The organism is Bremerella alba (assembly GCF_013618625.1).
In the GTDB taxonomy this organism is placed as follows: Bacteria; Planctomycetota; Planctomycetia; order Pirellulales; family Pirellulaceae; genus Bremerella; species Bremerella alba.
Window position 1 is genome coordinate 161,555 of sequence record NZ_JABRWO010000005.1, and the last position, 12,234, is coordinate 173,788.

A 12,234-nucleotide genomic window follows, 5' to 3' on the forward strand; every position below is an offset into this window, starting at 1 on the left:
CGGGTCTGCGAATGCGATCATCGCAAAGGGACACCCAGTTGTATATTGGCACGCAATACTGCGTTGAGCTTTTGCAAGGAACCTCGCTTCCAAGGAAGCGAGGTTAGTTAAATGGACATCCTGTCCGACGAACAACCCGGCATGGCATTAAGCGGGAAAGCGTACTACCGCATGGAATCCCATCTGCTGCAATGCTTGGTTGTCCGGTCCACTGGAAGCTGCTTGGGCAAGTGCCTGGCAGCCAGTGGACGTGATCTCCTGAATGAATTCGTGAATATTATTAGCGACCGCCGGACTGCGCGAGGCTGCCGACAGAGCACTCGAGGATACGCCAATCATCGAACAGTGCGCAAGTACTTCCGAAACGATCGGTGGTTTGAATTGATCGATCCCCACCGCCGCAAGTTGTACGCCCATGCCGCGAAGACCTTCGACAAGCGTGTTGTCGAACAAGTTGGCCTCCCAAACGTCGACCTTCGCTCCGAGAATGACTTTGAGCGAAGCTCCGAAGGTTGTTCGCATCCAGCCAACTGTTTCCAGCAGATCTTGCCGCTGAAAATCAGTTGAATCGAGTTCCAATAGCAGGAACTCGCCAAGATCCTGGCGTTCCTGCAGGGCGAACATCGCCGAGACATGCTGGAGCAGACGCAGTGGATTCTCTAAGACAAGTGAATCTTTCAGCAGGCGAGTCTCTTCATGACTTTGATATGCTTTACGGAAGAGCGGACACCAGTGGCCAACCGTCTTCTGGTCTTCAATCGCTTGTACGGAGGTTAAGCCGGGATCGATGCGATTGAGCCCTGACCATTGATTTACGGTCCTGAGGGCCTGAATCAACATCTGCGGATCTTGAACTGGTCGGGCAGCTTGGGCGCGATCTTCCATCGCCAGCGTTACTGTCTGACGCGTTGTCGCCGAAGCAGGGCAGTGAAAGTCGAATTCGAAGTCGGCGATCGAAACCGTATCTCCGTCGACCATGACATGTTCGTCAATCTGCTCGCCGTTGATGTAAACGCCATTGGTGCTGCGCAAATCGCGTATGAGATAGCCGCTTCCATGACGGACGACTTCGGCATGTTCTCGAGAAACGCGACCAGACTCGACTGTCAGATTACAGGTCGCGTTGCGTCCGATGATGAAGGGAAACTCATCAATCACCGACTTAGTTGACCGCCCGGTCACATGATCGAGGTACTCGAGAAAGATCGAGTCTTTTTCAATTTGAGGAAGCAGCTGCGTCTGCATTCGTCCTACCCTAATGCTGGCGTCTACTCGAAAATCGACGTTAGACTTCGCAAAGTCCGTACGTCGAACGGGACTAGTCTTGGGAAAAGCTGCCGCGTTGCGCTAATTGCATCACTCCGCGGGGGTTGGTGGAAAACTCACCTGCAAAACAACCATAGGTCACGATTGCTCGGCGTGACTGTGAATTCCCTGCGTGTGATCGGCAAAATTTCCTACTACGAGGACAGGGTTCCTCGTAAAAAAAAGTATCTGGAATTGATTTGACCTCTTCTCGGGCGGAATTGAACTATGTTTTCCATAGCCGCGCGACCACCATGCGCCGTCGGCTTTCATTTTTTCTTCTCTGGGTAGCAGGTAGTTTCATGGTTTCACGCGCACTGCGAATCGTCGTTGTCTCTGAGGACCGTCAGCACCTTCGCGATTGCTTTGACTTCTTTGTTGCCTGTGGATACGAGGTCGAAACTCGCTGCGATTCCGTTTACCGTGAGTCTGATTCTCCCCAGAAGAAAGATGTCCTGATCTACGATTACGATGGAAGCCAATCGACCATCAGCCACAACAACTTATTCAAGATCGCGGTCGTTCCGGCGGATAAGCCAGAGCTTGTAGAAAGAGTCATTTCAGAAGCCGCCGATGACGTTGTCCTGAAGCCGGTAACCCCAGCCAAACTGCTCGTACGGGTAAGGGCCGCCGCGGCAATTTTGGAAGCCCGAGTAGCCATTTCCCAGCAATTTGGGCGCAATCCGCGCAATACCCATCCGAGCGAGGGCGCTTTTCTAGGAACTTTGCAATACACCATCGAGCAGATAGCCGTTCATGGCCATTGCGTCTGTGCAACGCTGTTCTCTGTCTCTAATACGCATTCCGAACGTTACCGGGAATGGCAGGCAAGCCTCGAGGCAACGGCCCTTCCCGATTCGCGCATTTTCGAGCTCTCAGGCAATCGGGTCGCCGTGGTTACTCCCGCTTCTTCGCCTGATCAGGTCACCCACTGGGCGGCCGATCAGATGGCGCAAGCATCGGTCCGAGACACCTCGCAGGCTGATATCTCGCCATTGAGTGTTTCGGGGAGCTTCGTGAGCACACGCAACGAGTCTTCTACCAGCGAGCAAGTTTCGATGCTGTTGGCCGACCGGCTGAACCTGGCACTAAGCCTCGGCGAAGGGTTACTTGTCGACGATTCACTGGAAAATCAGTGGCTACCACATCAACCAACCGGAAGCATCTTCGACGGCATGACCGCTGAGGATATCATGCAACCCACCACGGTCCGTCTGAATGCTTCCGATAACGTTGAAAACGCGCTGGAAGCGATGCGTCTGTGGAATGCCGACATTGCTCCGGTCTTCCAAGCCGATGGTACACCGTGCGGTCTGATCCGTACCGATGATCTTGTGGAAATTGAAGACAAGCAACAGGCCATCGGGCGATATTGTCTGCCGAATGTTCCCCACGTTCGCTGCGACTCGACATTCAACGAATTTGTAGCGTTGTTTTCCTCGAACGATTCCTCTTGGCTGCAAGTCCTTCGCAGTGGCAATCCGGTCGGCGTTATCCATTGCGACGACTTGACCTCGATGAATTCGCCTGTGATGGTTTCACTGCCGTAGTCGCGTTATTCAAATCTCAGTCAATGGCGTCGATCAAGCCTTCGGCGGCACGCTATACGCGTAAGCCTTTTCAGCAGAAGTGACCACGGTTCTACCCGCCATGTGTCAGCACTGCGCTGAGTATCTCTACGATCGTCGCAAAGTCAGTCAGGCAAATCCCAGCAGTGCGGTTGCTCTCGTATCGCTTAACCACTGGCCGCTTAATCGTCACCGGCAACCACGGTGAAATAGCTACCCACAACTAAGTCAAAATACTCGGGTCGCATCTCCATGGGAAATCCTTTGTAGACGCAGTAGTTTCGGATTTGCGTCAAAAGATCACGCGGCTGGCAGCGTCGTAGTGGGCGATTCTTGGGCGTGTAATGCTTGTCGATCAGATGCGTTACCGACTCTTCGTCGTAGCGGCAGCCAAACTGCTTGGTGAAAATCTGAAATAGCGTGTGAAATTCCTCCTGCGAAGCATCCTCGATTTCAATTTTGTAAGGAATACGGCGTAGAAAGGCATCGTCCGTCAGGTCCGAAGGCTCTAGATTGGTCGAGAAGATGATCAACTGCTCGAACGGTACCTGGATCTTTTTTCCATTGGGCAACGCAAGGTAGTCGACTCGGTTTTCCAGGGGCACAATCCAACGATTCAATAGTTCCTGTGGCTGCATGCGTTGGCGACCAAAGTCATCGATTAGCAGACTGCCACAGTTGCTTTTCATCTGCAGCGGAGCTTCACAGATGTTATTGATCGGGTCGAATCGGATCTCGAGGCTGTCCATCGTCAGCTCACCACCAACAACGACCGTCGGACGCTGAATCTTTATCCAGCGATGATCGAAGTTATCGTTCTTGATGATGCTGTTTTCTGCTTGATCGACCGTTTCATGGAAAGCAGCGTCGAACAACTTGATGAACTGGCCATCCTCCACGACCGTCCGCGGAATCCAAATCTCTTGCCCATAACAGGCCGTAATGCGTTTGGCGAGCGTTGTCTTGCCGTTGCCTGGGGCACCATAGAGGAAAAGTCCCGCCCCAGAATTCACAGCGGGCCCCAATCGATCGAACATCCCAGGCTCGACAGAAAGTCCCTCGAAAGCGCGTCGCAGGTCCTCTTCCTTTGGCGTCTCGTTACGTACCGACTGGGCTTCTACCGAGGTAACGTAGTCGTCCAAAGAAACCGGTGCCGGTCCGAAATAGGCACACGAATGCATGTAGGTTTGTGCCCGGGTACGGCCTTGGTCGGTCAGGGTATAGGTGTAATCGTTCAGCGGAGCGGAACCGCAATGGGTGATCAATTGACGCGTACGTAGCGAAGTGAGCAGGCCTTCGGCAACGCCAAATGGAATGCAGATGTGTTCGGCCGTCTTACGACCACTCATCGATCCGATGTTCAGATAGAGCTTCAGGATAATCGACTCGACTAACGTCGGTGATAACTGAGTGTCCTCTAATGTCTTGGGTTCTTCGGGACGAAATCCATCATCCGCTAGCAATGCAGCAAGAAGACCTGACTTGAGTTCGGTACCGGACATAGTATGACATCTGCAATGTTCGAGGGCGGAGACTGCTTCGCCCGCTGGGGGCGCGTAGCACTCAAAAGTCTAGGACGTAAGGACCAATTGGCCCGTTGGAAACGAGGTTTTTGAGTTATTTTCCAAAAACACGAAAATGCTCATCCGCCAGCTAGCGCCCGCCGTTTTTACGTCTCATAACAACATCCCAAGCAAATCTCCGCGCTAGCAATCAACATGTGGTGTCCTATGACCTAGACTTTCTTCTGTGACGATAATAATAGGTGCAACGGACGCGCAGGTTCATATTTCTTGCCGAGCCTATTCATGGTAGGGTCTGCAAATCACTAACTCACGCGAGTCAAAGCCATGGCCAACGAAAAAGCCAAACTACTCCTAGAAAATTCGAGCGACTACTTCGAGCGAATTTCCGCCGTCCAGTCCGCCTTGCAATTGGGCATGCCGATGGAGGAAATTGAAGACTACCTCGATTGGCTGAGACTTCTTCGTGCCGAGAAATGCGACATGGCAGCTGCTGGTTCGGCGGGCGCGCCGGGAATCTAGCCGCCGGGGGCTGGTAGAAATGGCCCCGAGAGAAAGACCGTCAGCAACTTGTTTCGCTGGCTACTGCTCTAACTTCTTCAACATCTCGATTGCTTGTCGAGCATTATGCACGCCACCGATTCGCTGGATGAATAGCTGAACTCCGAGAAGTTCACTCGGCGATAGCAGGTCTTGCCCGAACTCCATCAAAATCTCGAGTTCATGAGCAGGCAGGTTTTCGATCTCGACTCTTGAAAGCATGAAAGTATCCGTTCCAAATCCACAATTCTTAGCAGCAACTAACGTGATGTATCGGAACGAAACTGTTCGGTAGTTAGCATCGGGAGGCCAGCTTCGGCCTCGAAACGCCAGATTCTCGGGGGGTGATGACCATTTATCGGACTGATCGGTAAAACCTGTGCTTCCTGATAGCACGCCTGCAAAGCTCTAGGACGTTCGGAGCCCCTTGTATTCGCTGTTTGCCGCTTTTATGGCTTGTCCTGCATCGTTGAATTAACCACTCTAACCCGAACTTTTCCGCCTTGCGGCACCTTGGCGGGGGCACTACGATTGCCGCCCGCTAGTTCTCTCCGTTCTGAAAGGATTCCGACGCAGTGAGTTCCCCTGAAATCCTCGGCCAGTTTATTCCGCTGCACTATCACTACGACATGCTTCGCGACAACTACCGCATGACCTCGTTCCAAGAGGCGATTGCGGAAACAGTTCGCCCCGGAATGACCGTGGTCGACTTAGGAGGGGGTACCGGTGTGCTGTCTTACTTTGCGGCCATGGAAGGCGCTAAGGTCTACTACGTCGAGCGAAATCCCGAACTCGTTGAAGTTGCACGGCGTTTTCTGCGGATCAATAAAGTCGAAGATCGAGTCACCATCGTTCACCAAGATGCCTCCACGTTTGTACCTCCCGAGCCAGTCGACGTAGTTACCTGCGAGATGCTGCATGTCGGGCTTGTCCGAGAAAAACAAACCGAAGTAATCGAGGCCTTCAAGCAGAATTACACACAAAAGCACGGAACAAAGCTTCCTCGCTTCATTCCCGAAGCCACGCTGCTGGCAGTTCAGCCGGTAATGCAGACCTACCAATTTGCAGGCTTCCACGCTCCGGTTCCGCTGTTTCAGCCACCGTCGGCCGAAGTCGCCGGCACCCAGGAACTCGGCTCGCCAGAAGTTTACCAGACGGTGATCTACGACGAGCAATACGCACACGAGGTCTCCTGGAAGGGGATTCTTACCATGCAGCAGGGGGGAACGCTTAACGCCTGGCGATTGGTCACTAAAAACGTGCTATCGATCTCCGTTGAAAAGCAATCAGAAATCTGCTGGCACAATCAGTACCTTGTCGTTCCGCTGCACGAACCGCTTGAGGTCGAACCTGGCGACCGAGTGGAACTGCAAATCCAATACGCCTACTGCATGGAACTTTCTGATCTCTGGAACGGTATTTCTCAACGAATCGTTCCACAAACGATGGTCCGACGTGTTTCGGCCTAGGCCAAAGTTGGCCTGGTATCGATTATTTCGATTATGAAGGGGATACGCATCGCTCGATGTAACGATGCGTCGATGGACTTCGTGTTGATCTGACCTAGGTTTTGTTAGCTTTCCCGCTCTGCGGACCACTCTGAATTGCGCAACAGTGGCCAAGAAGCGATGGATATGAGCCGCAACCCTTTCAGATTGACGTAAACAATGACCGCGAATCGACCAGGAATATTCGCCCTCTTTGCCTGGTTAAGTCCCCTCGTATTGGGACTGACTCTGGTAGCTACATCAGTAGCAATCGCTATGGATCCTGCCGAAGCTTCCCTTTCGGTGGTACTGGCTATCGCTGGCATTATTGTTGCGCTGGTATTGGGCATCGTCCAGAGAACCTCTTACCGCCAACTTTCTCAGACGCTGTTCGACCAGCTCGAAAAGCTGGCAGCAATGTCCTCAGACGACTTGGACCTCGAGCGTTTTCAACAGCAACTCGCACAGGCTAATCTTTCTGCACGGGCTCAAAGGATTCTGACGGAAATATATCAGTGTATTGATCACGACCGAGAAAAGATCTTCGACTTCCAGCAGAAATCTGCCAGCAGTGAAGTCAAAGCACATTTGGCGGAAACACGAGCCGCACAAATCAACTGGGTCATCGAAGGCCTAACCGAGCCAATCTTGATGGTCAATCAATATGGTGAAATCACTTTGATGAATCCTGCGGCAGTCAAGCTGCTAGGGCTCGAGGACGTGACCGAAGGTACGCCACTTGAAAAGGGGATAAGCTGCGATTCGCTCGTTCAGCTATTGCATGAAACCAGACGACGTAAACTAAAATCGACCCGTCTGGCAGAGCTAGAACTGGAAGATCCTGACAGTGAAAGGCACTGGTACCGTGTCACAGTAAACACTGTCTCAGAAGGAGAGCACGAAGGGGCTGCGGAATCGGGCTTCGGAGCAGTCGCCGTCATGCGAGACATCAGCGGTTACAAGGCAATCCAGCGACGAAACGCCGAATTCGTCTCAGCGGTTAGCCACGAAATGAAGACCCCCCTTGCCGGCATCAAGGCCTACACCGAGCTTCTCGCCGATGGAGAAGCAGAAGACGAAGAAACCCGCGACGAATTCCTCGGCGTGATTAGCGGCCAGGCCGATCGCCTGCAACGACTGATCGACAACCTTTTAAACCTGGCACGAATCGAAGCAGGCGTGGTGAGCGTCAGCAAGAAGCCTCGCTCTTTAAACGACTTGCTCGAAGAGGCCGCCGCGATCGTTCAGCCAACGGCCGAACAGAAGCAAATCACCCTCAAGGTCGAGCTTAGCCCGATGTACTTGGGCGTCCTGGCCGATCGCGACATGATCCTGCAAGCAGCGATCAATCTGCTGTCCAATGCAATCAAGTACACGCCCGATGGCGGCACCGTGAAACTACGCAGCCGGATGTCCGATCGTGAAGTTCACTTCGAGGTGGAAGACACTGGAGTGGGACTCAGCACGGAAGACTGCGAAATGGTCTTCGAGAAATTCTATCGAGTGAAGAAAGACCAAAAGATGGCCTCGGGAACCGGCCTCGGACTTCCACTCGCCAAACATATTGTCGAAGACGTCCACAGCGGGACACTCACCGTCAAAAGTGAATTAGGCAAAGGAAGTACCTTCATGATTGCCTTGCCCACCGTTCAAGTGATCGAACACGCGAGCTAATTGCAAAAACACCATACAAGCAGAGAAAGGAATGATTCCCATGCCCGTTAAAGTCTTGATTGCCGACGACGAAATGCACATTTTGCGTGCCGCTGAATTCAAGCTGAAACGAAGCGGCTTTGAAGTTACGTGCGTGGAAGATGGACAGGAAGCATGGGAAGCCATTCAAGCGGAACGTCCCGATATCCTGATTACTGACTTCCACATGCCGCGGATGGACGGCCTGGCGCTTTGTCGAACAATTCGCACCCATAGTGAAACAGCCGACCTGCCGATCATTATGCTGACGGCTAAAGGATACGACCTTTCCGGCGACGATGGAACGTCCGAACTCGACGTCGCAGCTGTTTTGGCCAAGCCCTTCAGCCCCCGCGGTCTGGTCCAGTGCATTCAAGAGGTCCTTGAGACCGGCAAGTATGTCCCCAGTGTCGCCACCTTTTAGTAACACCAACTAACGTATGAATCTGTCGACTGAAATTTTTGGTGCCGTCATGGTGGTCCACACTCCCGAAGAACTGGGAGAGGACCAGTCCGACAACGTGCGCGCGTTTCTCGAATCACGCGAACGCCAGAAGCTGATCGTCGATCTCGACGGAACGGAAACAATCGATAGCATCGGTCTGGAAACCCTTCTCGACGTGCAAGATACGCTGCGTGAAAAAGGGGGAGATCTGCGAATTGCGACAACAAACTACGCCAATCGCAAGATTCTGGAAGTCACGCGGATCGATTCGATGCTGGAAGTTTTCGACAGTGTGCTCGATGCCGTCAAGAGCTTCGCTTAAGCGAAAAGGAAGGATGCCATGGAATCGATGATGAGCACAACGTCAAACGCCCCGCCTCGGCTTGGTAATCTTTTGATTCGCCGAGGGTACGTAACCGTTGAACAGTTGGAACAAGCGCTCGCCTATCAGAAATTAAGAGGCCAGGGCAAACTCTTAGGTGAAATCCTCGTCGAGCTCGATTTTTGCTCCGAAGATCACGTCATCGAGTGTCTAGCAACCGAATACGGCGTGCCTCATGCGCGGCTAGAAGCACGCCTGTACGACCCGAAGGTGGTCGACCTGCTTCCACGAGAGTACATCGAAAAGCACGGAATCTTTCCGCTGTTCAAAATTCGTGGTGTACTGAGTGTCGCTCTCTCAGAACTCTCGAACCTGTTTCTGATTGAAGAGATCAAGACTCAGACCGGCCTGCAGGTGCAAATTGTCGCGGCGTCTACCAAAGACATCCGCCGCATGATCTCGCAACTGCCTGACTCGCGTGTGTTCGTGATCGATGACATCATCGAAGACAACAACGAGACCGAAGTCACGCTGATCGAAGATGCGATCGAAGATATTGGCGACGTCGAGGAAATCGCCGGTCAGTCTCCGGTGATCCGCCTGGTGAACTATGTCGTCTACAACGCGGTCAAAGAAGGGGCGAGCGATATCCACATCGAGCCTGCCGAACGCTGCATGCGAGTGCGTTACCGCATCGATGGCAAGCTCCATAAATCGCTCGAGGTTCCAATTCACTTGCTCAACGCCGTGAGCAGTCGTATCAAAATCATGGCCGGGCTAGACATCAGCGAACGCCGCTTGCCGCAAGACGGCCGCGTGAACGTGATGCTCGACTCACGCAAGATCGACCTTCGTGTGAGTACCTTCCCCGGCAATCGCGGCGAGAAGACGGTGATTCGTGTTCTCGACACAAAGAAAGTCACACTCGTTCTTAAGAACCTGGGTTTCGCGGAAGACATTCTCACGCGACTCTCGTCCAATGTGCATGCCCCCAACGGCATCGTCCTGGTTACCGGACCGACCGGTAGTGGTAAGTCGACGACGCTTTACGCGGCACTCAACGAGATCGCCACCATGGAGAACAACATCTGCACGGTGGAAGACCCGATCGAGTATCACTTGCCACTGATCAACCAGTTTCAAGTTCAAGAGCGTGTCGGGCTCACGTTTTCGGTTGCCTTGCGTACGTTGTTGCGACAAGACCCCGACGTGATCATGGTGGGTGAAATTCGCGACGAAGAGACAGGACGAACAGCCATTCAAGCGGCCCTTACTGGTCACTTGGTGCTCAGCACGCTGCACACCAACAACGCTCTTTCGGCGGTTACCCGACTGGTCAACATGGGCGTCGAGCCCTATTTGATTGGAGCCGCGTTAAACATGGTTCTGGCCCAACGTCTCGTCCGACGTATCTGCCCGAAGTGCAGCGAATCGTACGAGCCCGACCGCAACCTTCGCCGAGCACTCGACCGCATGGGATTCGAGGTCGACTCCTTCCGCCGCGGTGTCGGCTGTCGGGCCTGTCGCAATACGGGGTACAGCGGACGTATTGGCGTTCATGAACTACTGACCATCTCGGACGAACTGCGCGATGCAATCGTCAATGGTGCTTCGCTCGCCGAAATGCGTAAGATCGCTCAACACAATAATTCATTGATCGGTATGCAACTGGACGGCTATCGCAAGGTGAAAGAAGGAATCACGACGGTAGAAGAAGTGATTCATGCCACCGGGGACATCGTCTATTAAGTAAGCAACAAGCTATGCAAACCTTCGCCTATCAAGCCAAAGACAAGCTCGGAAACATTCACGACAGTTCCATCGATGCCGATAGCGTCGATGAAGCACGCGGCGTGCTAGCCGGCGATGGTCTGCAGTTAATCTCGATCGAAGAAGAAGCTTCCGGCGGGTTTTCGCTCGGCGGCAGCCGCATCTCGAAGCATGACATCATTTACATGACCAGTCAGCTTTCGGTGATGGTCGAAACAGGCATTAACCTTTCGACCGCTCTCGCGGGAATCGCCTCGCAGGAAAAGAACGAAGCCCTGAAGAAGCTCATCCTCGAGATTAAGAAAGAAGTCGAAGGGGGCGAAGACTTCTCGATGGTGCTGGCGAAATATCCCAAGTACTTCGATCAGACCTACATCGCTTTGATTCGGGCGAGTGAACAGACAGGCCTCATGGGCGAGATGCTCGAGAAGGTGGCCCTCTACCTTCGCAAGGAAGCAGAAACTAAAGGCAAGATCCGAGCAGCACTCGCCTATCCAGCCGTGATGGTATTGCTGGCATGCGGCGTGACAATCTTTCTGTTGACGTTCGTGCTTCCCAAATTCGAGCCATTGTTTAATCGCAAAGGGGTGAAGCTGCCTGGGCCGACCATCTTTATGATGACGGCTTCGGACTTCCTCTTGAATTATTGGATGTACTGGATCCCGGCCTTGATCGCTGCTGGCGTGGCCTTCTTCTTTTTCCGCCGAAGTGAATCCGGCAAAAAGATCATCGATACCGTGAAGCTCAATATCCCCATCATCGGGCCGATGATTCGCAAGGTGACCATTGCCCGAAGTCTTAACACGCTCGGTACCCTGGTTCGCAGCGATGTCCCCATGCTGCAGTGCCTGGAACTAACGTCGCAGGTTTGCAATAACGCCAACTACTCTCAACTTTGGCGCAACGTGATCGAAGCCGTTACCTCAGGCAGTCAGATTCATGAGAGCTTGCGAAAGAGTCAGCTGTTTCCAGCAACGATCGTGCAAATGATTGCCGCTGGGGAAGAAACGGGTCGCCTGGACGATGTGCTCGAGAAAGTGAGCAACCACTACGAACACGACGTCGATCTTTCGATCAAAACCACCACGAGCATGATTGAGCCGATCATGATCGCCGTGATGGGGGTCGTCGTGGGGGGGATCGCGCTGGCACTGCTGATGCCCATCTTCTCGCTCAGCCGTAACGTCTAAAACGCACGCTGCCGATCGCGAAAAGTCCTTTTCACAAGCCATTCGAGGGGGCAAGTCTGCTGGCAGGCGGATGCAAAATTCGCGTGACCGGTACAGCTTAACAGGTAGCCCCTACTGCCAGCACCTTAGGGACCATTTCGTCGTTCAGAACGTCCCGGTCCGTTCCGATCCTTCTACGGTCGAATCTCTTTCCTGGCTCAGGACATATTCATGAGTACTTCCGCGCGAATCGCTAATATTGTCGACGAACTTTGCCGACGCCAGGATCAAGTTCTGAAAGAACTGGACACCCTCGACCAGCAGATCGAGCAAGTCTTGAAGTCGCTTGCCCCCAAGCCTGAGCCGGCCACGATTCCCGTTGCTGTGCAATCCGATCGCAAAGCTGCTTAGCG

Annotated in this window: 12 protein-coding genes; 9 read left to right on the plus strand and 3 right to left on the minus strand. The window is 53.2% G+C overall.

Going from position 1 to position 12,234, the window contains the following annotated elements; all coding sequences use genetic code 11:
• Positions 1-147 precede the first annotated feature (147 nt).
• Entirely contained in the window at positions 148-1,245 is a 1,098-nt protein-coding gene (locus HOV93_RS10300) for an FHA domain-containing protein (protein ID WP_207396415.1), read from the minus strand.
• A 362-nt stretch (positions 1,246-1,607) separates the two neighbouring features.
• Here HOV93_RS10300 and HOV93_RS10305 point away from each other — a divergent pair, with 362 nt between their 5' ends.
• The gene (locus tag HOV93_RS10305; RefSeq protein ID WP_207396416.1) at positions 1,608-2,855 is read left to right on the plus strand and encodes a CBS domain-containing protein; all 1,248 of its coding nucleotides are present in this window, start codon (positions 1,608-1,610) and stop codon (positions 2,853-2,855) included.
• A gap of 200 nt (positions 2,856-3,055) precedes the next feature.
• Here the strand turns inward: HOV93_RS10305 and HOV93_RS10310 are convergent, their stop codons facing one another.
• The gene (locus HOV93_RS10310) at positions 3,056-4,375 is read right to left on the minus strand and encodes an AAA family ATPase (protein WP_207396417.1); all 1,320 of its coding nucleotides are present in this window, start codon (positions 4,373-4,375) and stop codon (positions 3,056-3,058) included.
• A 348-nt stretch (positions 4,376-4,723) separates the two neighbouring features.
• On the opposite strand from HOV93_RS10310, the gene HOV93_RS10315 reads away from it, so the two are divergent.
• The gene (locus tag HOV93_RS10315) at positions 4,724-4,918 is read left to right on the plus strand and encodes a hypothetical protein (RefSeq protein ID WP_207396418.1); all 195 of its coding nucleotides are present in this window, start codon (positions 4,724-4,726) and stop codon (positions 4,916-4,918) included.
• A 60-nt stretch (positions 4,919-4,978) separates the two neighbouring features.
• On the opposite strand, the gene HOV93_RS10320 is transcribed toward HOV93_RS10315, so the two are convergent.
• Positions 4,979-5,158, minus strand: a complete 180-nt coding sequence (locus tag HOV93_RS10320) for a hypothetical protein (protein WP_207396419.1) — start codon at positions 5,156-5,158, stop codon at positions 4,979-4,981.
• A gap of 353 nt (positions 5,159-5,511) precedes the next feature.
• On the opposite strand from HOV93_RS10320, the gene HOV93_RS10325 reads away from it, so the two are divergent.
• The 7 genes from HOV93_RS10325 to HOV93_RS10355 all read left to right on the plus strand — a co-directional run bounded on the left by HOV93_RS10325 (position 5,512) and on the right by HOV93_RS10355 (position 12,232).
• On the plus strand, positions 5,512-6,405 hold the full coding sequence (locus tag HOV93_RS10325; protein ID WP_207396420.1) for a methyltransferase domain-containing protein: 894 nt from the start codon (positions 5,512-5,514) through the stop codon (positions 6,403-6,405).
• 294 nt (positions 6,406-6,699) lie between these two features.
• Positions 6,700-8,097: a PAS domain-containing sensor histidine kinase gene (locus HOV93_RS10330; RefSeq protein ID WP_207396421.1), complete on the plus strand. Its 1,398-nt coding sequence runs from the start codon at positions 6,700-6,702 to the stop codon at positions 8,095-8,097.
• Between the two features lie 40 nt (positions 8,098-8,137).
• Positions 8,138-8,539 carry a response regulator gene (locus tag HOV93_RS10335; protein WP_235990129.1) on the plus strand — a complete coding sequence of 134 codons (402 nt, stop codon included), beginning with the start codon at positions 8,138-8,140 and terminating at the stop codon, positions 8,537-8,539.
• 16 nt (positions 8,540-8,555) lie between these two features.
• Positions 8,556-8,882 (plus strand): STAS domain-containing protein, encoded by a 327-nt coding sequence (locus HOV93_RS10340; RefSeq protein WP_207396423.1) that lies wholly within the window; start codon positions 8,556-8,558, stop codon positions 8,880-8,882.
• A gap of 18 nt (positions 8,883-8,900) precedes the next feature.
• Positions 8,901-10,631 carry a GspE/PulE family protein gene (locus tag HOV93_RS10345; protein WP_235990131.1) on the plus strand — a complete coding sequence of 577 codons (1,731 nt, stop codon included), beginning with the start codon at positions 8,901-8,903 and terminating at the stop codon, positions 10,629-10,631.
• Positions 10,632-10,645: 14 nt separating this feature from the next.
• A complete protein-coding gene (locus tag HOV93_RS10350; protein WP_207396424.1) occupies positions 10,646-11,842 on the plus strand; it encodes a type II secretion system F family protein in 1,197 nt (398 codons plus the stop codon).
• A 210-nt stretch (positions 11,843-12,052) separates the two neighbouring features.
• Positions 12,053-12,232 carry a hypothetical protein gene (locus HOV93_RS10355; RefSeq protein WP_207396425.1) on the plus strand — a complete coding sequence of 60 codons (180 nt, stop codon included), beginning with the start codon at positions 12,053-12,055 and terminating at the stop codon, positions 12,230-12,232.
• The last annotated feature ends 2 nt before the right edge of the window (positions 12,233-12,234 follow it).